Raw genomic sequence first — 24,812 nt, forward strand, 5'->3', positions numbered from 1 at the left:
GATCGACGCGTGGGACCGCCCCGACGGCACGCGCACCACGTGCGCGGACCTCGAGCGCCAGGTCACGGTCGAGGGGACCGGCGAGCCGTTCGCGATGAGCGACTACATCGCCGCGTTCGGCCCCGGCTCCGTCCTCCGCGCCTGCGGCGGCTCCCGCTCCCCAGCCGGTCGACGCCGAGATCGTCACGCTCGGCAACGACGCCCGCCGCGCGCAGGGCGTCGGCGACCTCACGGTCTCCGAGTGCGCGCAGCAGCAGGCGCTCACGCGCGCGAAGCTCCTCGTCGCCGAGGGCCGCTTCGAGCACGACCCGCTCGAGCCGATCCTCGCGGCGTGCGGCGGCCGGACGGTCGGCGAGAACCTCGCGCTCGGCTACCCGACCGCCAAGGCGACCGTCGACGCGTGGCTCGCGTCACCCGGCCACCGCGCCAACCTCCTCTCGAAGGACTTCACGAGCATCGGCGTCGCGTGCGTCGACAGCGCCCGCGGCACGCTGTGCGCGCAGGTGTTCCTGGGCTGACCGCAGCCGGCTGTCGATCCGGGCGCCCCTCGCGCGTCATGGGCGTGACGGGCACGATCGTGCCGTCGGACCACGGGAGGGACGGACCATGGCGCAGACCTGGGTCGTGCTGCTGCACGGCGACGAGAAGGCGTGGGAGACCGCGGACGAGGCGACGCAGGCGGCCGCGTACGCCGACCACGACGCGTTCAGCACCGCGTGCGCGGAGCGCGGGCACACGATCGTGGGAGGCCACGAGCTCGCCTCGTCGCGCCGCGCGGTCGTCGTCCGGAACGACGCCGAGGGGCTCGTCGTGACGGACGGCCCCTACACGGAGACGGTCGAGCAGCTCGGCGGGTACTACGTCGTCGAGACCGACGACGTGCAGGACCTCGCGCGCCTGGTCGAGACGGTCCTGTGGCCGGGCGACGTCGCGGAGATCCGCCCCGTCGCCTGACGCCGGACCGTCCCGCGACCGGTGCGCCGATTTCGCGCCTGTGCCGGTGTCAGGGAGAATCGGCGGCATGTATGGGAGCGCTACCACTCCGCGCACGGCAGTCCTCGTCGTCGACCTGCAGGTCGGCGTCGTCGCGGACTGCGTCGACGTCGACGGGGTGCTCGCGCGCACCGTCGCGCTCGTCGAGCGCGCACGCGCGGAGGGCGTCCCGGTGGTGTGGGTCCAGGACGAGCAGGACTTCCCGCGCGGGAGCGCGGGCTGGGAGCTGCACCCCGCCCTCGTGCCGGTGCCGGGCGAGGCGCGCGTGCACAAGGCCTACCGCGACGCGTTCGCCGGCACCGACCTGCAGTCCGTGCTCGCCCGCACCGGGACGACCCACCTCGTCATCATGGGCGCCCAGTCCGACTACTGCGTGCGGACCCTCGGGCAGTCCGCGGCGAACGCCGGTTACGACGTGACCCTCGTCTCCGACTGCCACACGACGACCGGCGCGCACCTCGCGGGGGTCTGGGTCGGCGGCGAGCAGATCGTCGCGCACGTGAACGCGTACTTCAGCGGCCTGCGGTACCCCGGGCAGCAGTTCGCCGCCGTCCCGCACGACGAGGTCGTGCTCGGCGCGACCGTCGTCGCCTGACGCCGTGCGCCGCTCTTCACCCCCGGCCCGCGTCCGCACCGGCGCGCCCGCGACTCCTTCGTCGCAGAGGGTCGCAGCCACCGCGTGGCGTCCCGGCGATGTCGGTGGGCGGCGCGACGATGGTGGGCGGGAGGAGCCGACCATGACGGACACGGACGCGCGGCGCACCGGCAGCGACGAGCACCTCGACGCCGGTCTCGCCGGTCTCGCCGGAGCCAGCTGGTTCCAGGTGGCCGCGGCCACGGCCCGGGCGCACCACGAGATCGAGCGGTGCCCGGCCGGGGAGGCGCGACGCCTCGCCGAGGAGCGCTACGACGCGCTGCGTCGCCTGCTCGACTCGCGCACCGACGACCTGGCATCCCACCCGGTCTTCGGGGGCGCGCAGCGCGGCCGCTGACGACCCACCGCGGCACGGCACGCCGTCGGGCGGAGCCGCCGCGCGACCCAGCGCCCGCGGCTCAGCGGCGGCGCTGGATCGCGTCGCGTCCCTTGTCGACCCCCGCCTTCGCGGCCGCCTTGCTCCGCTCGAGCACGCGCCGGGCCCACACGAACTCCGTCGCGAGGATCGCGAGCCCCGCGAGGATCGCGAGGATCCCCGGCCCGGGCAGGACGAGCATGGCGACACCCGCGAGCAGCACGACACCGCCCACCGACGTCACCGCGACCACCCGCACCGGCTTCGGCAGGCCGCGGACGGCCTCGGTGAGGCGGCCGAGCCGCTCGGACCATGTGGGGCGGGCGGGGCGTGGCGTCGCCTCGTTCGTCATCCCAGCACGGTAAGCGACGGGGCGCCGGACGTGCACCACCGTCCGTGCGACGCGACGCGACGCGACGCGACGCGACGCGAGGCCAGGCTCGGCGGGGCGGCTGCGACGCGAGGCCGTGCTCAGCCGGCCAGGTGCGGTGCGTGCGCGGTCGGACCGGCATGGTGCCCCGGCCCGTGCTCGAGGTCGTCGAGCGAGAGGACGCCGACGACCTCGCCCGCGCGGACGACCGGCAGCCACGGCACGGCGTGCGTGGCCATGAGCCGCGCGACGCCCTCGACGTCGTCGTCGGGTCCGATGACGACAGGCGCGCCGGTCGCGACCGGGCCGACACGGTCGTCCTGGCGTCCGCCGACCGCGAGGACGCGCACGACGAGGTCGTGGTCGGTGACCGTGCCGACGAGGCGGCCCTGCTCGACGACGACCAGGTCGCCCACGTCGTGCTCGCGCATGAGCTCGGCGGCCTGGCGGACGGTCGCGGTGGTCTCGACGGTGAGCACCGACGGGCTCAGGACGTCCGCGACGGTGGTCATGCGCGCTCTCCTCGGCGACCCGCGTCGGCGGCGACGCGGTCCGGCGGGCGCCGGTCCGCACCCGTGGGCGCGGCGCGACGCCGCGTGGGGCCATGGTGGACCCCGGACGCGGTTCCCGCACGTCGAGACGCACGTCCCCAGCCCCACCGGCCCGCGCGGCGCGCGGCCTCGCTGTCAGGTGCTCTCGACGACGACGTCCCCCGGGGACTTGTCCGGACGCAGCCCGCGCCACGACGGGTGCCGCAGGCGGCCGTCGGACGTCCACTCGGTGAAGGCGACCTCGCCGACGATCTGCGGGCGGACCCAGTGCACGTCGCGCGTGTCCGCGGCGGGCAGCCGCACGGCGAACGGCGACGACGGCGTCTCGAGCGGCGTGAGCCGGCGCAGCAGGTCGTCGAGGGTGCGACGCGTGAAGCCCGTGCCGACGGACCCCGCGGGCCGCAGCACGCCGTCGTCGCCCGGGACGCCGAGCACGAGCGACCCGAGCGTCTCGGCCCGGGCCCCCTTGCCGGGCTTCCACCCGACGAGCACGACCTCCTGCATGCGGACGTGCTTGACCTTGACCCAGTCCGGCGAGCGGCGGCCCGGCCGGTACGGGGAGCGCCGCTTCTTGGCGAGGACGCCCTCGAGGCCGTTCTCGTGGCTCGCCGCCAGCACGGCCGAGCCCGGACCGTCGAACGACGGCGGCGTCTGCCACGAGCGCCCCGCGAGCCCGAGGCCGTCGAGCAGCGCGCGACGCTCGCCGTAGGTCAGGTCGAGGGTGTCGCGGCCGTCGAGGTGCAGGACGTCGAAGACGAGGTAGACGACGGGCACGCTCTGCGCGAGCCGGCGCGCGACGGCGGGGTCGGCGACGTGCATGCGCTGCTGGAGGCGCCCGAAGTCGGGGGCACCGCGGGCGTCGAACGTCACGAGCTCGCCGTCGAGGACCGCCTGCGTCGACCCGAGCTGCTCGCCGAGCCCGGCGATCTCGGGGTACGACCGCGTGACGTCGAGGTCGTTGCGCGACATGAGCCGCACGCGACCGCCGTCGACGTACGCGACGGCCCGCACGCCGTCCCACTTCATCTCGTACGCCCAGGCGTCGTCGTCGGGCGGGAGCTCGCCCGCGACGGCCGCCATCGGCCGGACCAGGTCGGGCAGCGGCGTCCAGTCGGGGCGCGTCGGCGGGTCCATGCGGTGCACCATCCAGCTGCGCTCGTCGTCGCCCCGCCCGCCGCCGTCGCCGCCGGACCGCCCGCGACCGCGCGTGCGGAACAGCACGTACCGACCCTGCACGCGCTCGCCGTGCAGCACGACCTGCACCTCGCGGTCCGACCACTTCACCGTGTCGTACGTGCCGCGGTCCCAGACCGACATGTGCCCGCCGCCGTACTCACCGGCGGGGATGTCGCCCTCGAACGTCGCGTACTCCATCGGGTGGTCCTCGGTGTGCACCGCGAGGTGGTTCGTGCCCGGCTCCTGCGGCAGGCCCTTCGGCACGGCCCACGACACGAGCACGCCGTCGCGCTCCAGGCGCAGGTCCCAGTGCAGCGCGCGGGCGTGGTGCTCCTGGATCACGAACGTCCGCCCGTCCCCGTCGGGCAGCGGCGCGTCGGGCGGTGGGACGGGCTCGCGCGTGCGCGCCGGGTCCCGCTTGGCGCGGTACTCGTCGAGCGGGCGGCGGGGCACGTCACGAGTCTGCCGCCGACGTGCGGGCCCGGCACCCTGGCACCCGGGCACCCGCACGGGACGGCGCGCGCGCGTCCGCCGCCCGAGCGGCCCACCAGCCGGCGGAGAGCTTCACCGCGTGCGCGAGGAGTCCGTTCACCTGTCGGAGGGACCTCCGCACGAGTCCCCCGTGCGGCCCCCCGCTCGCTGCTAGCGTCGCGCAAATGCTGTCGAAGCGGACACTCCTCCCGGCGCTCGTCGCGGGCTTCCTCTCCCTCGCGCTCTGGCTGGGGGCCGCCGCGGTGCACGCGCTGCTCGTGCGTGCCGGGGTGCCGTCGGGGGTCGTCGGCTTCGTCGCTCCGGCCACGTCCGGGGTCACGCTGGTGCAGTACGGCATGGTCGAGCCGTGGCACGTGGCCGCCGCCGTCGCGCTCGTCGTCGCGGTCGCCGCGCTCACCCTCCCCGGTGCCGGCGCCACGCGCACCGGCTTCGCCCCGCGCGTGCTCGCGGTCTGGTTCGCGGCGGCCGTCGGCGGCGTCGTCGCGGTGCTCACGTCGTCGATCACGATCCTGTCCCCGATGCTCCAGCACGAAGGCCTCGTCCCGACGCTGCGCGCCGCGATGCTCGAGCCGATCCGGGCGGGCGCCGCGTGGGGCGCGACCTACGGCTGGGTCGTCGGGCTCGCGACCGTCGCGCTCGCACGACGCCTGGAGCGGGCGACGGGTGACGGGGACCAGGGCCTGGCCGCCACGCCGGCCTCCGGGGTGCTGCGCGCCGCCGTCGTCGTCGGCGTCGTCTCCGGCCTCGGGTGGGCGGTCGCGGCCGGGGTGCACGGGTGGGTCGACCGTACGGTCGCCGAGCACGTCACGACCGCGCGCTCGGAGCTCGCGGCCACCGTCTCGACCGTGGCCGACTGGCTCGCACCCGTGACGACCGCCGCCGACGCGTCGCCCGGGGCGCTGCTCGTGTGCGGAGCGCTCGTCGGCACGATCGCCGGCGCACTCACCTACGTCGCGGTTCGCACCACCACGCTGCCCGACGGGCGGCTCGTGCTGGTCCTGGCCGTGTGGCTGTCGTGCCTCGTCGCGGCGCTCGTCGGCGCGATCCCGACGGTGCTCGTCGGGCTCGGCCTGGACCCGGTCGGCGACGGCCGCTGGTACGCGCAGGCGATGATGCTCCTCGGTCCGACCGACGGCGGCGCCGCCGGGCTGCTGTACGGGTGGGTCCCGGCGCTGCTCGTCCTGCTCGTCGTCGGGCGTGCCACCTCGCGGCGACCGGCGGACCCGCCCGCCGTCGCGGACCGGGGAGTCGACGTCACCGTCTGACGTCGTCGCCGGAGACGGACGGCACCGGCGGCGCGTCGTCCGCCGCGGCCGTCGGCGCCCCGCTCGCCGCCGCGTGTCGGAGGTGCGTCGTAGCGTCGGTGCGGTGCACCACCTGTCCCGTGCCGACGCTCGCCGCGTCGCCGTCCGCGCGCAGCTGCTGACCGCGCCGCGGCCGACCGACGTGCTCACCGTGGTCCGCGGGCTCACGATGCTCCAGGTCGACCACACCAAGGCCGTCGCGCCGAGCGCCGACCTCGTGCTGTGGAGCCGGATCGGGTCGCGGTACGACCCCGACGAGCTCGCCGACGCGGTCGACGACCAGACGCTCGTCGACGTGCAGGGCATGATCCGCCCGGCCGAGGACCTCGCGCTCTACACCGCCGAGATGGCCGCGTGGCCCGGGCCCGACGCGAAGGCGTGGGCGCACGCGCAGGCGCGCTGGCTGCACGACAACGCCGCGTGCCGCCAGGACATCCTCGACGCGCTGCGCGGCGACGGGCCGCTCACCGCGCGCGAGCTGCCCGACACGACGGTCCGCCCCTGGCGCTCGAGCGGCTGGAACCGGGACCGCAACGTGCCGATGATGCTCGACCTCATGGTGCAGGCGGGCGAGGTCGCCGCCGCCGGCCGCCGGGGTCGCGACCGGCTGTGGGACCTCGCGGAACGCATCTATCCCGACGACCCGCCCGTCCCGGTCGAGGAGGCGCGGCGGCGGCGCGACGAGCGGCGGCTGCGCGCGCTCGGCATCGCACGCGCCCGCGGTCCGGAGTGCCCTGTCGAGCCGGTCGACGTCGGCGAGGCCGGCGAGCCGGCGGTCGTCGAGGGCGTGCGCGGCGAGTGGCGCGTCGACCCGACGCTGCTCGACGCGCCGTTCGAGGGTCGCGCCGCGCTCCTGTCGCCGTTCGACCGGCTGGTCCAGGACCGCAAGCGCATGGCCGAGCTGTTCGAGTTCGACTACGCGCTCGAGATGTTCAAGCCCGCCGCCGCCCGACGCTGGGGCTACTACGCGCTGCCCGTGCTGCACGGCGACCGGCTCGTCGGCAAGGTCGACGCCACCGCGGACCACACCGCGGGCGTCCTGCAGGTCCACGCGGTGCACGAGGACGGCCCGTGGCGCCCCGCCGTCCGGGCCGACGTCGCCGACGAGCTCGAGGACCTTGCGCGCTGGCTGAACCTCGACCTGCACCTGGGCGCGCGCACGCACGCGTCCTGACGGCGCCCGCCCGTCCGACGACCGGTGCGCCTGCCAGACTGCGCGCGTGACGGTCCTGAGGTCCCTCGTCCTGTTCGTCGCCGCCGCGGTCGCGGAGATCGGCGGCGCGTGGCTCGTCTGGCAGGGGGTGCGCGAGCACCGCGGCTGGGCGTGGATCGGCGCCGGCGTCATGGCGCTCGGTGTGTACGGGTTCGTCGCGACGCTGCAGCCCGACGCGCACTTCGGCCGCATCCTCGCCGCGTACGGCGGCGTGTTCGTCGCCGGCTCGCTGCTGTGGGGGATGCTCGTCGACGGCTTCCGTCCCGACCGCTACGACGTGGCCGGCGCGCTGGTGTGCCTGCTGGGCGTCGCGATCATCATGTACGCGCCGCGCAGCGGCTGATCCCGCCGGGCGGCCCGTCGCGGACCCGCACGTGCGCTCCACGCAAGCCCGCCTATCGTCGTGGCGTGCCCGTGATCCCCGCGCCCGCCCGACCGGCCGACGTCGACGACATCCACGCGCTGCGGCGTGCGCTCGAGGACTGGATGGCCGAGCGGGGCGTCGACCAGTGGCCGCGCGGGTCGCTCCCCCGCGAGCGCGTCGCGGCGCAGGTCGACGCGGGCGAGTGGTGGGTCGTGCGCGACGAGCGGGGCCTCGCGGCGACGATCCGGCTGCTCTGGTCCGACCCGGACTTCTGGGGCGGCGACGACTCGCCCGCCGTCTACGTCCACGGGCTCATGGTCGCGCGGCGCCGCGCCGGCGACGGCCTCGGCGGCGCGCTCCTCGACTGGGCGGCCGCCCGCGGCCGCGACGCCGGCGCCGGGCTGTTCCGCCTCGACTGCCGCGCGAGCAACCCCGCGCTGCGCCGGTACTACGAGAGCCAGGGGTTCACCGCGGTCGGCGAGCGCGACTTCGGCACGCACCGCAACACGCTCCTCCAGCAGCCCCTCCTCGCGGCGGAGCGCGCAGGCTCCTGACCCCGGACGACGCGTCAGTCGCGGCGCCGGCGGCGCTCCCGCCGGGCGGCGACGCGCTCGACGAGGCGGTAGCGCGACGCCTCGTGCTCGACGGCCGCGAGCCCGGCCTCGGGCAGCCGCACGAGGGGGCGGCGTCGGAACCGTTCGCCGTGCCGCCGCTCGACGGCCTCGAGCACGCGCTGACCTGCGCGGACGACACCCGCCGACGACTCGACGTGGTCGGCGAGCAGGACCGCTCCGTCGGGCCGCACGACGCGCGCGAGCTCGCGGAGCACCGCCACCTCGTCGTCGACGCAGCACAGCGCGAACGTGCACACGACGGTGTCGAACGACGCGTCGGGCCACGGCAGCGCGGCCGCGTCGCCCTGCACGAGCTCGACGTCCACGCCGAGCGACCTGGCCCGGCGCCGCGCGAGGTCGAGCATCGCGCCGCTCTGGTCGACGCCGACGAGGGCGTCGGCGTGCCCGACGAGGTGCGGCAGGTTCGCCCCGGTGCCGACACCGACGTCGAGGGTCCGCCCGTGGGCCCGTGCGCCGACCCACGCGCGCGCGTCGGCGAGCAGCCGACGCTCCGCCCATGCCGTGACCCGGTCGTACGATCCCGCCTGCGCGTCCCAGTACGCGACGTGCTGCCCGGACATCGCCACCTCGCTTCCCCGTGCCGACGTCGCCAGGCAAACCCGCGGCGGGGCGGCCGTCAAGCGGAGAGCGGGTGAGGTCCGCCGTCGCCCGACGCGGCAGCCCGGTCGGGACTCCTGAACGGTCCGCCGCGTCGGGCGGGGGGCAGGAGCCGGTCCGCGTGGGGGACGGGGCGGCGCCCGCGGGCCGACGACGCGACGCGTCAGTCGAGCCGGCGCTCCAGGAGGACGACGTCGCGCCAGCGCCCCGCGAGCGGTCCGAACGTCATGAGGCCGAGCCGTTCGCGCGTGCCGACGACGCGGAACCCGGTCGCGGCGTGCAGCGCGAGGCTCGCGGTGTTCTCGGGGAAGACGCCCGCCTGCACCGTCCAGACCCCGTGCGCGGGCGCCTCCGCGAGCAGACGCTCGAGCAGCGACCGGCCGACGCCACGCCCGTGCGCCGCTGGGTCCACGTAGACCGACACCTCGACGACGCCCGCGTAGACCGCGCGCGTGGACACGGGTGACACGGCGACCCAGCCGAGCACGGTTCCGCCGTCGACGGCGACCCACCGCAGCCCGGCGAGCTTGCCCGCGTCGAACTCGTCCCAGGTCGGCACGTCGGCCGCGAAGGTGGCCTGGCCCGTCGCGATGCCGGCCGCGTAGATCGTCGCGACCTGCGGCCAGTGCGCGGCGGTCATCGGGACGAGCACGTGCCCGGCGGACGGGGCGGGAGGCGTCGGACGGTCGGTCACGCAGGGATCCTGCCACCGGACGCCGCTCGCCACGCGGGACCAGGGCCGCGGGCACGGCGCGGTGAACCGCGCGGCGACGCCGTCGTCGAGGAAGCGCGTCGCCGAGGCGACGCGGCCGCCGCGCGTCGTGACGACGTACACGCCCGCGGGCCGCGCGGGACCGGTGCCGCCCGCGAGCGTGCCGACGAACGCCGGCCGGCCGTTCGCCGCGGTCTCGGTCAACGTCAGCGTGCGACCGGTGCGCCACCCGGCCGCCGCGTGCAGGAACGCCGCGACCGACTCCCGGCCCCGGTACACGTGCGGCAGCGGCGGCATCGCGAGCCACGCGTCGTCGGTGAGCAGCGCGACGACCCCGTCGACGTCGCCGGCCTCGAGCGCCCGCGCGAACCGGCGCGCGACCGCGACGTCCACGTCACCACCGACGCGACCCGACGTCCGCACCGACGCGCGCGCCGCCGCGAGCGAGGCCCGCCCCCGCTGCCGCAGACCCTTGACGACGGTCGGCGTGACGTCGAGCACCGCAGCGCACTCGGCGACGTCGAACCCGAGCACGTCCGCGAGGACGACGGCGGCCACCTGCCGGGGTGGGAGCGCCTGCAGCGCGGCGACGAACGCGAGCTGGATGGACTCGGTCGCGTCCCACCGGGCGTCCGGCGCGTGTGCCACCGGCGCGGTGGACAGCCACGCGTCGGGGTACGGCTGGAGCGTCGGCAGGTCGTCGAGCGCGTCGGGCGGCGGGGCGTCGAACGGCAGCGCGACCTCGACGGGCCGTCGCCGGCCGGTGCGCAGCACGTTGAGGCAGCGGCGGGTCGCGATCGTGTAGAGCCAGGTCCGGACCGAGGAGCGCCCTGCGAACGACGGCAGCCCGCGCCACGCGGCGAGCAGGACGTCCTGCAGCGCGTCGTCGGCGTCGTCGAGCGAGCCGAGCATGCGGTAGCAGTGCACGTGCAGCTCGCGCAGGTGCGGACGGGTGAGCGCGGCGAACGCGTCCTCGTCGCCCGCGCGCGCCGCGTCCAGGGTCGTGCCGACCGCCTCCATGACATCGGACCGTACGAGACCGTTCCGACAGCCGTCCGCCCGGTGTCGGTACGGGTGCCAGTCCCGACGACCAGGAGGACCCATGACCACCGGACGTGCCCTGCAGACCGCCCTCGACTACCACCGCGCGTGGAGCAGCCACGACGTCGACGCCGCGATGGCGCTCGTCGCCGACGACGTCGTCTGCGACTCCCCCGGCGGGCCCGTGACCGGCATCGACGCGTTCCGCGCGTTCATGGGGCCGTTCGCGACGTCGACCACCCGCACGGAGATCCTCGGTGCGTTCGGCGACGACGTCACCGCGGTCGTGCTCTACGACACCGACTCGACGCTCGTCCGGCACGCACCGGGTGCCGAGTGGGTGCGCGTCACCGACGGGCGCATCACGCACATGACGATCGTCTTCGACCGGCTCCCGTTCGCGCAGGCGCGGGCCGCGGCGGGCTGACCGGCCCGGACGCCCGCCCGCGGACCTGGCGGGAACGACGACGGACCGCCCTCCCGGGGAGAGCGGTCCGTCGTCAGAGGTCGAGCAGCTCGGCGTGGCTCGGCACCCGCGGCGCGTACCGCAGGCGCATGCCGGCCTCGTCGGGCGTCCGGTCACGCTTGCGGTTGTTGCACCGACCGCAGCACGCGACCGTGTTGAGCCACGTGTTCGGGTCGGCGGTCCGCGACCGCGGCATCACGTGGTCGACGGTGCTCGCGCCGTGCGTCCCGCAGTATGCGCAGACGTGGCCGTCACGCCGCAGGACGCCGGCCCGCGACCACGGCGGCGCACCTGCCCGGTGCCGCCAGCGCATCTGCACGTACCGCACCAGCCGCAGGACCGCCGGCAGCGGGTACTGCCCGAACCGCTTGCCCGCGACCGCCTCCTCGACGACCGCGACCCGCCGGTGCAGCATCCGCACGGCGTGCTGCAGGCTCACCCGGTGCAGGGGCTCGTAGCCCGCGTTCAGGACCAGGACTCCGGACACCGGGGTCACCTCCTCTCTCGTGGTCCCTCGGACCGTCGTCGTGCCGGGTCGGATCGTGTCGGTGGTGCGGGCTCGTGGGGTTACTCGGTGACCTCGACGACCGTCGCCCAGTCGGCGTGCCGGTCGCACCAGACGCGGTCGCCGAGCGTCGCCAGCGGGTCGCGCACCGCGTGCGGCTCGCAGTCGACGCGGACGCGGCGCAGCGGGTTGCGGGCAGCCGTGCGGGCGAGGCGTCGCGCGGCGCGGCGGGCGTCCGCGTCGGAGATCGGCGCGCGGCCGGCAGTCAGGGACTGGTTGACGATGCGGACCACGGCGGTCTCCTTCCAGGGGGGCGCGGTCGGGGTCGGGGTCGACGAACGACGACGGGCCGCTCCCGGAGAGGGGAACGGCCCGTCGTCGACGTGGGGTGGACGTCAGGTCGACGAGGGGCGCAGGAGGCGACCGCACTGCTCCGGGCGGTCGGTCGTGCGATCGGTCGTGCCGTCGAGGGTGCGGTGCAGGACGAGCGCGTGGGACGCGCAGACGTCGCGTCCGGACCAGCGGCTGGTGCGGTCGTGCACGGGCTCCTCCTTTCGCGGCTCGTCGTGGCCGTCACGTGTGGTCGCCGCGCGCGGGGTCACGCGCAGCGCCCCGGTACTGTGCGCGCCTCGGGGCGCTCCTGGCCAGCGCATTTCCGCGCCCGGCGGCCCGGACGCGTGCCCGTTCAGGCCTGCGAGGACTCGATCACGTCGAGGTCGCGGACCGCGAACCTGTGGTGCTCCCACTCCTCCTCGAGGATCACGTGGAGGCACGACAGGGTCGTCTCGGGGTACTCGGGCGCCCACGGGTGCGGGTGCTGCGCGGTCAGGTCGTCCGCGGTGACGGTCGCGAGGAAGTCGTGCACGAGGCGGACCCGGTCGGCACGGGCCGCGAGCACCTCGTCGTACGTCGGCGTCCCCGTGGTGAACAGGGACAGGTCGAGGCCGTCGTCGGGCGCCTGCGGACCCGGCTGCCCGAGCGGGTGGAACGGCTGGTCGAGGCCGAGCACCGACCGCCCGAGCCACGCGTCGGTCGCGAGGACCAGGTGGCGCAGCGTCTGCGCGAACGTCCACTCCCCCGCGACGGAGACGTCCGGCGTGCCGGCGGGCATCCCGGCGACGCGGGCCAGGGTCGCGTCCCACGTCCGCTGCAGCACGGCCCACGCGTCGCGCAGCCCCTCGGGGTCGGTCGCACGACGGGTCGATCGGCCGGGGAAGCGACGGTCGAGCTCCGCCTCGACGAACGGGATCACGTCGACGCCGTTGACGAGGAACGTGTCGCCGTCGGGCAGCCAGGGTGCATCGACCTCGACGCCCTCGACCTGCACGCCGCGCAGCACCGCGCCGGACAGGTCGGCGCCCACGAACCGCGCACCGCGCAGGTCGGTGTCGCGGAACTCGGCGCCGCGCAGGTCGTCGGTCGGGCCGAACGTCGTCATGGCGTCTCCTCGTCGTCGGGGGTCGTCGCGGGTCGCGGGTCGCGCACCGTCCGGCACGCCTCGCGGTCGGGCCGGCTGGGCCGATCCTCGCACCCGGCGCCGACACGGCACGATGGGCGGGTGAGCGTGCGCGTGCGCCGGGTCTACGACGAGCCGTCCGACGACGACGGGCTGCGCGTGCTCGTCGACCGCCTGTGGCCGCGCGGTCTGACGAAGGAGCGTGCCGCGGTCGACGTGTGGCTCAAGGACGTCGCGCCGTCGACGGAGCTGCGACGGTGGTTCCACCACGAGGAGCCGCTGTTCGACGAGTTCGCGCGCCGCTACCGGGCGGAGGTCACCGACGGACCCGCGCTCGACCGGCTGCGCGGGCTGGTGGCGACGCACGACGTCGTCACGCTGCTGTACGGCGCGAAGGACCCCGACCACAACCAGGCGACGGTGCTGCGCGACCTGCTCTGACGTCGCGCGAGACGACTAGGCGGCGGTCCGCGACGGCTCGACGGCCGGGGTCGGGACGTGCCGCCAGTGCGTCGCGAGCGGCATCCGGCGGTCGCGACCGAACGCGACGCGGCTGACCTTGATCCGCAGCGGCACCTGGCGGCGCTTGAACTCGCTGCGGTCGACGAGGCCGAGCACGTGCCGGACGGTCGCGGTCGCGGCGGAGCGGTCGTGCCCGCGGGCGACGAGGTCGTCGACCAGGACGTCGGGGCTCGTGCGGTCCTCGAGGAACGCGAGCAGCAGCGGGTCGAGCACGTCGTACGGGGGCAGCGAGTCGGAGTCCTGCTGGTCGGGCGCGAGCTCGGCCGACGGTGGCTTGGTCAGCGTCGACGCGGGGATCGGCGGCACCTCGCCGGCCGCGACCGCGCGCGCGTTGCGCCACGCGCACAGGCCGTAGACGCCGGGCACGAGCCGGCCGTCGGCCGCGACGACGTCGGTCTTGAGCAGGTCGCCGAGCGGGTTCGGGGCCGTGCCGCACGTGTCGCCGTAGAGCGTCGTGTAGCCGACCGCGCTCTCGGACCGGTTGCCCGTCGAGCACACCAGCGCGCCGGTCGCGTTGGCGATCGTCATGAGCGTCGTGCCGCGCAGCCGGGCCTGGAGGTTCTCCCACGCGACGGGGTCCGCCTCGGCTCCGGGACCGCCGACGACGTCCGCGAGCGCCGTCACACGCTCGGCGTAGGCCTCGGCGATCGGGACGACGTCGAACCGGATGCCGAGGTTCCCGGCGAGCGCGGCGGCGTCGTCGACCGAGCCGGCCGACGAGTACGGGCCGGGCATCCCGACGCCGCGGACGGCGTCCGGGCCGAGCGCGTCGACCGCGATCGTGGCCGCGAGCGCGGAGTCGACGCCCCCGGACAGGCCGAGGACGACGCGCGGGAGGCCGACGCGGGTGCAGTAGTCGCGGAACCCGGTGACGAGCGCGGTCCAGACCTCCTCGTGGGGGTCGAGCGGCGGGGTGGCGGCCGGCGCGGCGAGCGACCGTCGCGTGGGGACCGTGCCGCGGACCACGCGCACGACGTCGCGCGTCGTCGGCCGTGCGGGTGCGACGGGCAGGTCGAGGACCAGCCGGTCGGCCGTGAACGCGGCGGCGCGCGCGAGCAGCCGCCCGTCGGCGTCGACGACGAGCGACCCGCCGTCGAACACGACCTCGTCCTGCCCGCCGCACGCGTTGACGTACGCGACGGGGACGCCCCCCGCGGTGGCCGCGGCCCTGAGGACGGCGAGCCGTCGTGCGGGCTTGCCGACCTCGTACGGGCTCGCGTTGGTGACGAGCACCGCCTGCGCACCCGCGGCCGCGACCTCGGCGACGTGCGTCGGGTCCCACACGTCCTCGCAGACCAGCAGCGCGACGGTGACCGGGCCGGTCGGCGTCGGGATCTCGAACAGCGCCTGGTCGCGGCGGCCCGCGCCGACGTGACGGGCGTCGTCGAACACCGAGTACGTCGGCAGGAGGGTCTTGGCGTGCGCGCCCTGGACACGGCCGTCGGCGAGCACCACGGCGGCGTTGCGCAGCGGCCGGACGACCGCGTCGAGCGTCGACCCCAGGTCGCGCGCCCCGCCGGCGGCGGGGAGCTGGTCGGTCCGCAGCGGCGCGCCGACGACCGTCACGACGCGGCCGGACGCGGCGGCGAGGCCGTCGACCGTGCGCGCGGCGGCGTCGACGAACCCCGGCTCGGCGAGCAGGTCCTCGACGGGGTAGCCGGTCACGGACATCTCGGGTGTGAGCAGCACGTCCGCGTCGACGGACCCCGCCCACGCGGCGGCGTCGAGGATCGCGGCCCGGTTGCCGGCGAGGTCGCCGACGCGGACGGGCAGCTGGGCGAGCGCGACCCGCAGGGTCGCCGGGCTGGTCATCGGGGTCCTCCGGTGGTCTCGGTGGTCCTGGCGCGGGCGCCGTCGGGGCGCAGCATGGGCGGCTGGAGCGCGGCGGTGCCGGTCGGGCGGTACACGGCGGCGCGACGGCCGCCCGTCGGGCGCGGGTCGGTGTCCTCGTCCTTCGCGGCGAGCGAGCCCGTCTCGACCTTGCGGCGGAAGTTGCCGGGGTCCAGCCGGACGCCCCACACGGTCTCGTAGACGTGCCGGAGCTCGGACAGCGTGAACGGTGTCTCGACGAACGCGGTCGCGAGTGTCGTGTACTCGAGCTTCGCCGCGACGCGGTCGACCGCGTCCGTGAGGATCTGCGCGTGGTCGAAGGCCAGGTCGGGCGCGTCGGCGGGGTCGCCGGTGAGCGTCAGCCCGGGCAGGAACAGGTCGTCGACGTCCCACCAGTGCGCGGCGGCGGCGTCGGACCCCGCCCGCGGGTCGGGCAGGTTCGGCGCGAACGCGACGTGCGCGACGGACACGACCCGCATGCGGGGGTCGCGGTCGGGCGCCGAGTAGGTCGCGAGCTGCTCGAGGTGCCCGTCGAACCGCTCGAGCCCCGTCTCCTCCGCGAGCTCGCGCCACGCGGCCGTCGTCGCGTCCTCGTCGATGCCGACGAACCCGCCCGGCAGCGCCCACGCGCCCGCGTACGGGTCCTCGGCCCGCTGGACGAGCAGGACCGCGAGGTGCCCGTCGCGGATCGTGAAGATCGCCAGGTCGACGGTCACCGCGAACGGCGGGTAGTCGCTCGCGTCGTACCCGTCGGGTGCCTTCCCCAGGGTCCCGCTCACCGCGACTCCTCCAGCCGCACGCCGCGCCCGGTCAGCTCGGTCAGGGCCCTGACCGCGGTCGGCGCCGACACCGCGGCTGTCAGGTCCGTCAGCACCGTGACGACGGTCGCGGCCCGGCGGCGGGCGTCGATCGCGGTCGACGCGACGCAGAAGTCCGTCGCGATCCCGACGACGTCGACGTGCGCGACGTTCCGCGCGAGCAGCAGGTCGGCCAGCCGCTCGAGCCCGTCCGGCGCGTCGACGACGCGGCCCTGGAAGCCCGAGTAGTCCTGCCGCGACTCGCCCTTGACGACGTGCACGGTCCGCTCCGGGAGCACGAGGTCCGGGTGGTAGTCGGCCCCCGGCGTGCCCGCGACGCAGTGCACGGGCCACGTCGTCACGTAGTCCGGCGCCTCGCCGTCGGCGGCGAAGTGGCCGTCGTTGGTGTCGGGCAGCGGCGCGTGCCAGTCGCGCGTCGCGACGACCGTGTCGTACTCGGCGCCGTGCCGCTTCACGTAGTCGGTGATCCGGGCGGCGACCTCCGCCCCGCCGGCGACGGCGAGCGCGCCGCCCTCGCAGAAGTCGTTCTGGACGTCGACGACGATGAGGGCGCTCTTCATGCTGCGGTCCTTCCCAGGAGCGGCGTCGCGGTGCGGCGCCAGGTGGCCCGCGCGCGCCCGCGGCGCGCGTCGGTCGTGGAGGTGCGGGGGTGGGCGGCGGGGAGCGGGGTCACGCGGCGCTCCCGGCGAGGTCGGCGGCCGGCTGGGCGGCGAGCCGCGGTGTCCCGTCCGTGAGGTCGAGGTCGGCCGGCAGGAGCTCGGCCTTGGCGCCGCGGTGGTGCGCGCGGACCTCGTCGAGCGTCGGGGCGTGCACGACGTGCCCGTCGCGGATCACCGCGACCTGCAGCGCGCGGCCCGGCACGTCCGTCGGGGGTCCGACGACCACCGTCTCGCGGACCGCGCGGCCCCGGGCGTCGAGCTCCCGGTACGCCGTCTTGCGTCCGCCGGTGCTCGCCTTGCCGGCCGCCGTCTTCGCCACGGGACGCAGCGGGGCGTCCGCGCCGGGCCGGTCGGCCACCGCGACGAGCTTGTAGACCATCCCCGCGGTCGGGTGGCCCGACCCACCGACGAGCCGCGTCCCGGCGCCGTAGACGTCGACCGGGGCGTCGGCCAGCGCGTCGATCGTGTGCTCGTCGAGGTCCGAGGTCACCGCGATCCGGGTGCTCGTCGCGCCGAGCGCGTCGAGCCGCGCGCGGGCGGCGTGGGCCTCGGTGGCCAGGTCGCCCGAGTCGATCCGGATGGCGCCGAGCGCGGGTCCGGCGACGGCGACGGCGTTCTCGATGCCGGTGGGCGTGTCGTAGGTGTCGACGAGGAGCGTGGTGCCCGTGCCGAGCGCGGCGACCTGCGACGCGAACGCCGCGCGCTCGTCGGTGTGGGCGAGCGTGAACGCGTGCGCCGCGGTCCCTCGCGTCGGGACGCCGTACCGGAAGCCGGCCTCGAGGTTGCTGGTCGCGTCGAAGCCCGCGACGTACGCGGCTCGGGCCGCGGCGACCGCCGACGCCTCGCCCGTGCGGCGGCTGCCCATCTCCAGCAGCGTCCGGCCGCGCGCCGCGGTGACCATGCGCGCGGCCGCCGACGCGACCGCCGAGTCGTGGTTGAGGACCGACAGGACGAGCGTCTCCAGCACGACGCACTCTGCGAACGTGCCCGTCACGGTGAGGACCGGGCTGCCGGGGAAGTAGATCTCGCCCTCGCGGTACGCGTCGACCTGGCCCGTGAAGCGGTAGTCGCGCAGGTAGGCGGCGGTGCGGGCGTCGGCGATTCCCTGCTCCTCGAGCCACGCGACGTGGGCGTCGGTGAAGCGGAACGCCTGGATCGCGTCGACGAGCCGCCCGAGCCCCGCGACCACGCCGTAGCGGCGACCGGCCGGGAGGCGTCGCGCGAACGCCTCGAAGACGGCCTGGTGGTGCGCGGTGCCGTCGGCCAGCGCGGCCCGCAGCATCGTGAGCTCGTAGTGGTCGGTCAGCAGAGCGGTGCTCGGGAGAGTGTCAGTGCCGCCGTCGCTTCGAGTCATGTTGACACTATGCGTCGCCCCGCCGTCTGCACGCAACCGGATCGAGTCAGATTGACTCGATCGGACGACGGCGCCGGCCGCGCCACGTCCGGACGCCCCGGTCAGCCCTCCGCGTGGACCGTCAGATGGGCGCCGAGGTGCTGCGTCACGGCATCGACCGCGCCGGGCACGATCGTGAAGTAGGCCCACACCCCGCGCTTCTCCCGGGTGACGAGCCCGGCCTCCGTCAGCTGCTTGAGGTGGTGCGACACCGTCGGCTGGCTCAGCCCGACGGGCTCGATGAGGTCGCACACGCACGCCTCGCCACCCTCGTGCGCGGCGATGAGCGAGAGCAGACGGAGGCGGGTCGGGTCGGCCATGGCCTTGAGCGTGCGGGCCAGTCGCGTCGCGTCGTCGGCGCTGATGGTCGGCGCCGCGGCGGGCGTGCAGCACGCGGCGGGCTCGGAGACGACGGGCAGCAGATCCATGGCAGCCATGCGACGAGTGTATGACCGGAAATCGATGGTTGTCGATATTGACAGTGATCGATGCGTGGGTGCAGGATCGGGGCACATCGACGTTCATCGATATGAGGAGGTGCGGGATGTCCGACATCCGCGAGCAGGTCCGTGAGAAGTACGCCGAGGCGGCGCGTCAGGTCGGCGGCGACGCCGGGTGTTGCGGTGGCGGCTGCGGGCCGAGCGACGAGTCCCAGGTCTTCGGGGCCGCGCTCTACGACACGTCCGAGCTGACCGGCATCCCGGTCGAGGCGCAGCTCGTCTCGCTCGGGTGCGGCAACCCGACCGCGGTCGCCGACCTCCGCGAGGGCGAGCGGGTGCTCGACCTCGGCAGCGGCGGAGGCATCGACGTGCTGCTGTCCGCGAAGCGCGTCGGACCGACCGGCTTCGCGCACGGCGTCGACATGACCGACGAGATGCTCGACCTCGCGCGCGCCAACGCCGAGCGGGCGGGCGCGACCAACGTCGCGTTCCACAAGGGCACGATCGAGGACCTGCCGCTCGAGGACGCGTCGGTCGACGTCGTCATCTCGAACTGCGTCGTCAACCTCTCCCCCGACAAGCCGGCCGTGCTGAGCGAGGTGTTCCGCGTGCTCGTCCCCGGTGGCCGCGTCGGCATCTCCGACGTCGTCGCCGAGGACGACCTCACGCCCGAGCAGCGGGCCGAGCGCGGCTCCTACGTCGGCTGCATCGCCGGCGCCCTGTCGCGGCAGGAGTACCTCGACGGGCTGGCCGCCGCCGGCTTCGTCGACACGGCCGTCACGTTCACCCACCAGGTCGCGGACGGCATGCACGGCGCGATCGTCCACGCACGCAAGCCGGAGGCCTGACATGCACCCCGAGCTGTACCTCACGCTCCACCAGCAGCAGCAGCGCGAGCTCGACCAGGCGCTCGCCGTCGCCCTGCTCGTCCGCGAGCGCACGGCGCCCGCACCGCGCGTCCGCCGGTCGCGTGTCGGCGCGCTCACCCGGGTCCTCGCCGACGCCCGCCGGACGGTCGTGAGCGCGGTCCGGCAGCCCGTCCTCGTGCCGGCGGACCGCACGCCCGCGGCCTGCTGCGCCGCCTGACCGCCGGGCTGCGCTACGAGGCGACCACCGGGACGCCGAGGGAGTCGAGCAGGCCGACCACGCGTCGGCGGATCTCGTCGCGGATCGGCCGCACGGCCTCGATGCCCTGCCCCGCCGGGTCGTCGAGCGCCCAGTCCTCGTAGCGCACCCCCGGGTAGAACGGGCACGCGTCGCCGCAGCCCATGGTCACCACGACATCGGATGCCTCGACGGCGTCGCTCGTGAGGACCTTGGGCTGCTCGGCGGCGATGTCGATGCCGACCTCGGCCATCGCCTCGACGGCGACGGGGTTGACCTGCGCGGCGGGCGCCGACCCCGCGGAGCGGACCTCGACGGCGCCGCCGGACAGGGCGGCGAGGAACCCGGCGGCCATCTGGGAGCGCCCGGCGTTGTGGACGCACACGAACAGGACGCTGCGCTTGTCGGTCGTGGTCACGGCTGCTCCTCGGGGCGGTGGTGCACTGGCGGCTCTCGGGTGCCACATCTTGCTCAGGCCGTGATCGATCAGTCAATATTGACTCAATGAAAACTGAGTGGATGCAGGCGGTCGCCCGGCGAGCTGCGCTCCACGGCGCACTCTCCGACCCAGGCCGGCTCGCCGTCGTCGACCTCTTGTCGCAGGGCGACGCCTCGCCCTCCGAGCTCGCGGCCGCACTGGACGTGCCGTCCAACCTGCTCGCCCACCACGTGAACGTCCTCGTCGAGCACGGTCTCGTCGAGCGCACCCGGTCCGAGGGAGACCGTCGCCGGACCTACCTGCGCCTCCTGCCCTCCGAGCTCGGGCCCGTCACCACGGCGCTCCTGCGACCGCCCCGGGTGCTGTTCGTGTGCACCGCCAACTCCGCGCGCTCGCACCTCGCCGTCGCCGTCTGGCGGCGCACCACCGACATCCCGGTCGCGTCCGGCGGCACCCACCCCGCCTCTGCGGTCGCCCCGGGCGCGATCGCGGCGGCGGAGCGGCACGGCCTGGACCTGCGGGGTGAGGCGCCGCGGGCCGTGGAGGCCGTCCGCCGCGACGACGACCTCGTCGTCACGGTGTGCGACCGCGCGCACGAGGAGCTCGGCCTGCGCGCCGACGTCCACTGGTCCGTCCCCGACCCGGTGCGCGCGGGGACCGTCGACGCGTTCGACAGCGCGGTCGACGAGCTCGACCGACGCATCCGGGCCCTCGCGCCGCGGCTCGTCGTGACCTGACGCCCCCGTCAGCCGGCGGAGTCGTCGCGCGGGTCGTCCACCGTCATGTCCCCCGTCGCGGGGTCCGCACCCGTGGGCGCGTACCGCAGCTGCACCACGCCCTCGCTGCCGACGGCGGGTGGCTCGAGCAGCCGCAGCCCGGACGGCCGGACGCCGTCGGGGAAGACCTTCTTGCCCTGCCCGAGCACGATCGGGTGGACCCACAGCGTGAGCACGTCGAACAGCCGCTCGGCGAGCAGCGTCTGCACGAGGTCCACGCTGCCGATGACGTGCGTGCTCTCGTGCCGGTCGCGCACCGCCCGCACCTCCGCCGCCAGGTCGGGACCGAGCAGCGTCGACCGCTCCCACGTCAGGTCGGGCGTCCCGCGGCTCGCGACGTACTTGGGCACCTCGTTGAGCCGGCGTCCGATGGTGCTCGCCTGGCGTGGCCAGTAGGACGCGAAGATGTCGTACGTCCGCCGCCCGAGCAGCAGCGCGTCCATCGCCGCGATGCCGGCGGTCACCTCACGGCCGACCATGTCGTCGGGCAGCGGCGCCTGCCAGCCGCCGAACGGGAAGCCGCCCGACGTGTCCTCCTCGGGTCCGCCCGGCGCCTGGGCGACGCCGTCGAGCGTGACGAACAGGTCGATGTGCAGGCGGCCCACGGTTCCTCCTCGAACGGTCCTGGTGCTCGCGACCATTCGAGCGCAGCGACGGACAGCGGTCCAGCGCCGTGCGGAGGTCGGCCCGCGATCGGCCTCGCGCTGCAACCTGCGCTCACCCTGGTCGACCCCGGTGTCCGGGAGCGGCGTCCCGCGACCGGCGACGCGTCAGGTGGTGGCCGACCGCTGCGCCGCCTTCCGGCGGTCGTGCACCAGGCTCGCGACCTGACCGGCGGCCCCGAGCGCCATGCCGAGCACCGTCCACCCGTTGCCCACGAGTGCGGCGGCGACCCCGATCGCGACGAAGACGGCGACGAGGACCCAGCGGGTGGAGGTCCGGACCGGCAGCAGCGGCATGCCCGCGAGCGTACGGCGCACGACCCCCGCACGTCCGGCCGATCGCGTGCGACCACGAGCCTGCGAGCGCGAACACGGCGGACCCCCACGGACCGCCGCGCTCCGGACGCGCCCCCGACGCGCGACGGCGTGACGTGCACGGCAGCACCTCAACGTCGGCACCCGGTGGCCGATGCGGACCTGCGAACCCACCCCCTGCGCAGGAGCCCCACCATGCCCCCGTCTGTGCTGCGCCGCGCGACCCGCGAGACCGGACGCGCCCTCTCGGCCGCCGTCCACGTCGTCGCCGCCGTCGCCGTCGCCCTCTCCGTCACCGTGCCGCTGCCGGCGTCGGCCCAGGACCCGGTGGACCGCCTGCTGACGGGTCAGACCCTCGTCGCCGGTGGCAGCCTGCGAGCCGTCGGCAGCGCGCACGTGCTGGCCGTCGGGGCGGACGGGGACGTGACGCTGAGTGTCGACAGCCGCGTGCTCTGGCACACCGGGACGACCGGCAACCCCGGGGCGCGGCTCGTGCAGCAGGCGGGCGGCGCGCTCGAGGTCCGGTCGCGGACCGACGCGGTGCTGTGGACCTCGGCGACGGCGTCGCCCGGCGCGCGGTCGGTGCTCAAGCCCGACGGGGTGCTGTACACGATCAGCACCGCCGGCACGGTCGCGTGGAAGAGTGCGAGCGTGCCCGGCCCGACCCTGCGGACGAGCGCCGCCGACCGCGTCCCGTCGGGCGGCCTGCTGCTGCCGCGCGAGTCCGTCGTCAGCCCCGACGGCACCGTCCGGCTCACCATGGGCACGGACGGGGCCCTCGTGCTGACGGCCGGCGACCGCACCGTGTGGCAGTCGCCCGTGACGCGCGCCGGTGCGTCGGCCGTCGTGGCGCCCGAGGGCGACCTGCGCGTCGTCGGCACCGACGGCGCCGTGCTGTGGTCGACCGGCACGACGTCGCCGGGCGCGCGGCTCGTCGTGAAGGACCACGGCCGCGCCTACCTGATCTCCGCGACGCACGCCTCGGTGTGGTCGACGCCCGACACGCCCGTCGAGCGCGTGCCGACCGTCGTCTCGCTGCCGCTGCCCGAGCCGCTGCCCGTCACGTCCGGCGGGCTCGGCGGGACGCGTCCCGGCACGACGACGAGCTCCGGCCCCGCGCTCGACGAGCGCCCGCAGACCACCGTGCTGGCGGCCCGCCCGCAGTACGTCGACCCGGCCTCGCCGGCCGCCCGCGCGGCCCAGGACGCCCGTGCCGCCGGGCGCGACGCCGACGCCGCGCTGCTCGCGAAGGCCGCGGCGCAGGGCTCGGCACGGTGGCTCGGCCCGCAGGACGCCACCGCGACCGTCGCCTCGTCGGTCCGCACGTACGCCGCGACGGCGGCGGCGGCCGGGCAGACACCCGTCCTCGTCACGTACGCCATCCCGGACCGCGACTGCGGCGGGCTGTCCGCGGGCGGGTTCGCCACGGCGGGCGAGTACCGCGCGTGGATCGACCAGGTGGCCGCCGGGCTGGCGCGCGCGCAGGCGGTCGTCGTCGTCGAGCCCGACGCGCTGCTGCACCTCGAGCGCTGCGGCGACCGCGACGCGCGCCTCGCGATGCTCCGGTACGCCGTCACGACGCTCACCCGGGCCGGTGCCGAGGTGTACCTCGACGCCGCGAGCAGCAACAGCTTCGGCTGGGGGACGGTCGCGCTGCAGGACATGGCGCTGCGCCTGCGGGCCGCGGGCGTCGACCAGGGCGCCGGGTTCGCGGTCAACACGTCGAACTTCCAGCGCTCGGAGCACGAGGTCGCGTACGGCCGGTACCTGTCGGCACTGCTGGGCGGTGCGACGTTCGTCGTCGACACGTCGCGCAACGGCAACGGTGCGCTCGCCGGGCCCGACGGCACCGTCTGGTGCAACCCGGCCGGGCGGGCGCTCGGCTCGCCGCCGCGCGCGACGCTCGACGGCCCGCACGTCGCCGACCTGTGGGTCAAGACCGTGGGCCTCAGCGACGGGACCTGCGCGGGCGGCCCCGCCGCCGGGCGGCTGTGGGAGGAGTACCTCCTCGGGCTGGCGTCGCGCGCCACCTGGTGACGCCGACGCCGGCCCGAGGAGGTCGGAGCGCGAGCGGTCAGCCGGTCATCCGCACGTACTCGTCGACGAGCCCCACGAACTCCTCGCGCAGCCCGTACGGGTCCTCTCCGAGCGCCTCGCGGGCACGGTCGCGCGCTCGCGTCGGGCTCGCGTCCTCGGCGTGCTTCGAGCCGGACACCGCGAGACCGAACTCGGCGACCGCGGACGCGAACCGGAAGTCCGCCGACGGGCGCGACGTGTACGTGTCGGCCCCCGCCGGGAAGACCACCTCCGTACTCGTGTCGCCGCCCGGCTGCTTGTAGCGGACGTGCACCGTGAGGAAGTCGTCGGAGCTGCCCGGCTCGACGTCCTGGTACTTCAGGTCGTCGTCGGCCGCGGCACCGTCCGCGGGGACGAGCTCGTAGAACGCCGTCACCTCGTGCCCCGCGCCGACGTCGCCCGCGTCCTTGGTGTCGTCGTCGAACTCCTCGTCCTCGAGCCGGCGGTTGTCGTAGCCCAGCAGCCGGTACCGCGACACCGTCGCGGGGTTGAGCTCCACCTGGACCTTGAGGTCCTGCGCGACGACGAACATCGTCGAGTCGAACTCGTCGACCAGGACCTTGCGCGCCTCCTCGATCGTGTCGATGTACGCGTAGTTGCCGTTCCCGTGGTCGGCGATCGACTCCATCGTCACGTCCTTGAGGTTGCCCATCCCGAAGCCGAGCACCGAGACGTAGACGCCCGTCTTGGCGTGCTCCTCGATGAGGTCGGTGACCTGCTCGGGCGTCGACGGGCCGACGTTGAAGTCACCGTCCGTCGCGAGGATCACGCGGTTGTTGCCGCCCTCGACGAAGTTCTTCGTCGCGAGCTCGTACGCGGTCTCCAGGCCCGCCGCGCCGCCGGTCGACCCGCCGGCCCGCAGCTCGCGCAGGATCCCGACGAGCTCACGACGG

General features: G+C 75.6%; 32 protein-coding genes and 1 pseudogene. 14 read left to right on the forward strand and 19 right to left on the reverse strand.

Going from position 1 to position 24,812, the window contains the following annotated elements; genetic code table 11:
• Positions 1-179 precede the first annotated feature (179 nt).
• The 4 genes from OMK64_RS21240 to OMK64_RS17325 all read left to right on the forward strand — a co-directional run bounded on the left by OMK64_RS21240 (position 180) and on the right by OMK64_RS17325 (position 1,985).
• Positions 180-518 (forward strand): CAP domain-containing protein, encoded by a 339-nt coding sequence (locus OMK64_RS21240; protein WP_374694115.1) that lies wholly within the window; start codon positions 180-182, stop codon positions 516-518.
• 88 nt (positions 519-606) lie between these two features.
• A complete protein-coding gene (locus OMK64_RS17315) occupies positions 607-954 on the forward strand; it encodes a YciI family protein (RefSeq protein ID WP_272729606.1) in 348 nt (115 codons plus the stop codon).
• A 67-nt stretch (positions 955-1,021) separates the two neighbouring features.
• A complete protein-coding gene (locus OMK64_RS17320) occupies positions 1,022-1,588 on the forward strand; it encodes an isochorismatase family protein (RefSeq protein ID WP_272729607.1) in 567 nt (188 codons plus the stop codon).
• 142 nt (positions 1,589-1,730) lie between these two features.
• Positions 1,731-1,985, forward strand: a complete 255-nt coding sequence (locus OMK64_RS17325) for a hypothetical protein (RefSeq protein ID WP_272729608.1) — start codon at positions 1,731-1,733, stop codon at positions 1,983-1,985.
• Between the two features lie 61 nt (positions 1,986-2,046).
• On the opposite strand, the gene OMK64_RS17330 is transcribed toward OMK64_RS17325, so the two are convergent.
• The 3 genes from OMK64_RS17330 to ligD form a co-directional block, all read right to left on the reverse strand.
• The gene (locus tag OMK64_RS17330) at positions 2,047-2,355 is read right to left on the reverse strand and encodes a PGPGW domain-containing protein (RefSeq protein ID WP_272729609.1); all 309 of its coding nucleotides are present in this window, start codon (positions 2,353-2,355) and stop codon (positions 2,047-2,049) included.
• A gap of 119 nt (positions 2,356-2,474) precedes the next feature.
• Positions 2,475-2,885 carry a CBS domain-containing protein gene (locus OMK64_RS17335; protein WP_272729610.1) on the reverse strand — a complete coding sequence of 137 codons (411 nt, stop codon included), beginning with the start codon at positions 2,883-2,885 and terminating at the stop codon, positions 2,475-2,477.
• Between the two features lie 174 nt (positions 2,886-3,059).
• Positions 3,060-4,553 carry a non-homologous end-joining DNA ligase gene (gene ligD, locus OMK64_RS20745; protein WP_272729611.1) on the reverse strand — a complete coding sequence of 498 codons (1,494 nt, stop codon included), beginning with the start codon at positions 4,551-4,553 and terminating at the stop codon, positions 3,060-3,062.
• A 203-nt stretch (positions 4,554-4,756) separates the two neighbouring features.
• On the opposite strand from ligD, the gene OMK64_RS17345 reads away from it, so the two are divergent.
• The 4 genes from OMK64_RS17345 (at position 4,757) to OMK64_RS17360 (ending at position 8,027) form a co-directional block, all read left to right on the forward strand.
• A complete protein-coding gene (locus tag OMK64_RS17345) occupies positions 4,757-5,857 on the forward strand; it encodes a hypothetical protein (RefSeq protein WP_272729612.1) in 1,101 nt (366 codons plus the stop codon).
• Positions 5,858-5,960: 103 nt separating this feature from the next.
• The gene (locus OMK64_RS17350; RefSeq protein ID WP_272729613.1) at positions 5,961-7,070 is read left to right on the forward strand and encodes a DNA glycosylase AlkZ-like family protein; all 1,110 of its coding nucleotides are present in this window, start codon (positions 5,961-5,963) and stop codon (positions 7,068-7,070) included.
• A gap of 46 nt (positions 7,071-7,116) precedes the next feature.
• On the forward strand, positions 7,117-7,452 hold the full coding sequence (locus OMK64_RS17355) for a YnfA family protein (RefSeq protein ID WP_272729614.1): 336 nt from the start codon (positions 7,117-7,119) through the stop codon (positions 7,450-7,452).
• Positions 7,453-7,517: 65 nt separating this feature from the next.
• Complete coding sequence (locus tag OMK64_RS17360; RefSeq protein WP_272729615.1) at positions 7,518-8,027, forward strand: GNAT family N-acetyltransferase; 510 nt, start codon at positions 7,518-7,520, stop codon at positions 8,025-8,027.
• Positions 8,028-8,041: 14 nt separating this feature from the next.
• Here the strand turns inward: OMK64_RS17360 and OMK64_RS17365 are convergent, their stop codons facing one another.
• From OMK64_RS17365 to OMK64_RS17375, 3 genes and pseudogenes are all read right to left on the reverse strand, one after another.
• A complete protein-coding gene (locus tag OMK64_RS17365; protein WP_272729616.1) occupies positions 8,042-8,668 on the reverse strand; it encodes a class I SAM-dependent methyltransferase in 627 nt (208 codons plus the stop codon).
• Between the two features lie 200 nt (positions 8,669-8,868).
• Entirely contained in the window at positions 8,869-9,345 is a 477-nt protein-coding gene (locus tag OMK64_RS17370; RefSeq protein ID WP_272729635.1) for a GNAT family N-acetyltransferase, read from the reverse strand.
• Positions 9,346-9,465: 120 nt separating this feature from the next.
• Positions 9,466-10,521 (reverse strand): annotated as a pseudogene (locus OMK64_RS17375) (RNA polymerase subunit sigma-70); the annotation flags it as partial.
• On the opposite strand from OMK64_RS17375, the gene OMK64_RS17380 reads away from it, so the two are divergent.
• Positions 10,520-10,885, forward strand: coding sequence for a nuclear transport factor 2 family protein (locus tag OMK64_RS17380; protein WP_272729617.1), 366 nt, complete (start codon positions 10,520-10,522; stop codon positions 10,883-10,885). The pseudogene OMK64_RS17375 and the gene OMK64_RS17380 sit on opposite strands and share 2 nt — an antisense overlap.
• 73 nt (positions 10,886-10,958) lie before the next feature.
• On the opposite strand, the gene OMK64_RS17385 is transcribed toward OMK64_RS17380, so the two are convergent.
• From OMK64_RS17385 to OMK64_RS17400, 4 genes are all read right to left on the reverse strand, one after another.
• Positions 10,959-11,411: an HNH endonuclease gene (locus OMK64_RS17385; protein WP_272729618.1), complete on the reverse strand. Its 453-nt coding sequence runs from the start codon at positions 11,409-11,411 to the stop codon at positions 10,959-10,961.
• Between the two features lie 80 nt (positions 11,412-11,491).
• Complete coding sequence (locus OMK64_RS17390; protein ID WP_272729619.1) at positions 11,492-11,722, reverse strand: hypothetical protein; 231 nt, start codon at positions 11,720-11,722, stop codon at positions 11,492-11,494.
• Positions 11,723-11,824: 102 nt separating this feature from the next.
• A complete protein-coding gene (locus OMK64_RS17395) occupies positions 11,825-11,971 on the reverse strand; it encodes a hypothetical protein (protein ID WP_272729620.1) in 147 nt (48 codons plus the stop codon).
• A gap of 143 nt (positions 11,972-12,114) precedes the next feature.
• Complete coding sequence (locus OMK64_RS17400; RefSeq protein ID WP_272729621.1) at positions 12,115-12,867, reverse strand: DinB family protein; 753 nt, start codon at positions 12,865-12,867, stop codon at positions 12,115-12,117.
• A 120-nt stretch (positions 12,868-12,987) separates the two neighbouring features.
• Between OMK64_RS17400 and OMK64_RS17405 the strand changes: the two genes are divergently transcribed.
• On the forward strand, positions 12,988-13,326 hold the full coding sequence (locus tag OMK64_RS17405) for a DUF488 domain-containing protein (protein ID WP_272729622.1): 339 nt from the start codon (positions 12,988-12,990) through the stop codon (positions 13,324-13,326).
• A gap of 15 nt (positions 13,327-13,341) precedes the next feature.
• Here OMK64_RS17405 and OMK64_RS17410 read toward each other — a convergent pair whose 3' ends face one another.
• The 5 genes from OMK64_RS17410 to OMK64_RS17430 form a co-directional block, all read right to left on the reverse strand.
• The gene (locus tag OMK64_RS17410) at positions 13,342-15,219 is read right to left on the reverse strand and encodes an NAD+ synthase (protein WP_272729623.1); all 1,878 of its coding nucleotides are present in this window, start codon (positions 15,217-15,219) and stop codon (positions 13,342-13,344) included.
• A complete protein-coding gene (locus OMK64_RS17415; RefSeq protein WP_272729624.1) occupies positions 15,216-16,016 on the reverse strand; it encodes an NUDIX hydrolase in 801 nt (266 codons plus the stop codon). The genes OMK64_RS17410 and OMK64_RS17415 overlap by 4 nt, the downstream gene beginning before the upstream one ends.
• Positions 16,013-16,615, reverse strand: coding sequence for an isochorismatase family protein (locus OMK64_RS17420; RefSeq protein ID WP_272729625.1), 603 nt, complete (start codon positions 16,613-16,615; stop codon positions 16,013-16,015). The genes OMK64_RS17415 and OMK64_RS17420 overlap by 4 nt, the downstream gene beginning before the upstream one ends.
• A gap of 109 nt (positions 16,616-16,724) precedes the next feature.
• Positions 16,725-18,068: a nicotinate phosphoribosyltransferase gene (locus tag OMK64_RS17425; RefSeq protein ID WP_272729626.1), complete on the reverse strand. Its 1,344-nt coding sequence runs from the start codon at positions 18,066-18,068 to the stop codon at positions 16,725-16,727.
• Between the two features lie 101 nt (positions 18,069-18,169).
• A complete protein-coding gene (locus OMK64_RS17430) occupies positions 18,170-18,544 on the reverse strand; it encodes an ArsR/SmtB family transcription factor (RefSeq protein WP_124344239.1) in 375 nt (124 codons plus the stop codon).
• Positions 18,545-18,651: 107 nt separating this feature from the next.
• On the opposite strand from OMK64_RS17430, the gene OMK64_RS17435 reads away from it, so the two are divergent.
• Together OMK64_RS17435 and OMK64_RS17440 are read left to right on the forward strand one after the other, a co-directional pair.
• On the forward strand, positions 18,652-19,395 hold the full coding sequence (locus tag OMK64_RS17435) for an arsenite methyltransferase (RefSeq protein ID WP_272729627.1): 744 nt from the start codon (positions 18,652-18,654) through the stop codon (positions 19,393-19,395).
• 1 nt (position 19,396) lies between these two features.
• The gene (locus tag OMK64_RS17440) at positions 19,397-19,633 is read left to right on the forward strand and encodes a hypothetical protein (RefSeq protein ID WP_272729628.1); all 237 of its coding nucleotides are present in this window, start codon (positions 19,397-19,399) and stop codon (positions 19,631-19,633) included.
• Positions 19,634-19,646: 13 nt separating this feature from the next.
• Here the strand turns inward: OMK64_RS17440 and OMK64_RS17445 are convergent, their stop codons facing one another.
• The gene (locus OMK64_RS17445; RefSeq protein ID WP_374694114.1) at positions 19,647-20,117 is read right to left on the reverse strand and encodes an arsenate reductase ArsC; all 471 of its coding nucleotides are present in this window, start codon (positions 20,115-20,117) and stop codon (positions 19,647-19,649) included.
• Positions 20,118-20,155: 38 nt separating this feature from the next.
• Between OMK64_RS17445 and OMK64_RS17450 the strand changes: the two genes are divergently transcribed.
• Positions 20,156-20,827, forward strand: a complete 672-nt coding sequence (locus OMK64_RS17450) for an arsenate reductase/protein-tyrosine-phosphatase family protein (protein ID WP_272729630.1) — start codon at positions 20,156-20,158, stop codon at positions 20,825-20,827.
• Positions 20,828-20,835: 8 nt separating this feature from the next.
• Here the strand turns inward: OMK64_RS17450 and OMK64_RS17455 are convergent, their stop codons facing one another.
• Together OMK64_RS17455 and OMK64_RS17460 are read right to left on the reverse strand one after the other, a co-directional pair.
• Complete coding sequence (locus tag OMK64_RS17455; RefSeq protein ID WP_272729631.1) at positions 20,836-21,471, reverse strand: dihydrofolate reductase family protein; 636 nt, start codon at positions 21,469-21,471, stop codon at positions 20,836-20,838.
• Positions 21,472-21,636: 165 nt separating this feature from the next.
• A complete protein-coding gene (locus tag OMK64_RS17460) occupies positions 21,637-21,825 on the reverse strand; it encodes a hypothetical protein (protein WP_272729632.1) in 189 nt (62 codons plus the stop codon).
• A 213-nt stretch (positions 21,826-22,038) separates the two neighbouring features.
• Here OMK64_RS17460 and OMK64_RS17465 point away from each other — a divergent pair, with 213 nt between their 5' ends.
• Entirely contained in the window at positions 22,039-23,880 is a 1,842-nt protein-coding gene (locus tag OMK64_RS17465; protein ID WP_272729633.1) for a glycoside hydrolase family 6 protein, read from the forward strand.
• Positions 23,881-23,917: 37 nt separating this feature from the next.
• Here the strand turns inward: OMK64_RS17465 and OMK64_RS17470 are convergent.
• Positions 23,918-24,812, reverse strand: an 895-nt coding sequence (locus OMK64_RS17470; protein ID WP_272729634.1) for a vWA domain-containing protein, incomplete at its 5' end; no start/stop codon positions are given.

The organism is Cellulomonas fimi (genome assembly GCF_028527925.1).
GTDB classification, from domain to species: Bacteria; Actinomycetota; Actinomycetes; order Actinomycetales; family Cellulomonadaceae; genus Cellulomonas; species Cellulomonas fimi_C.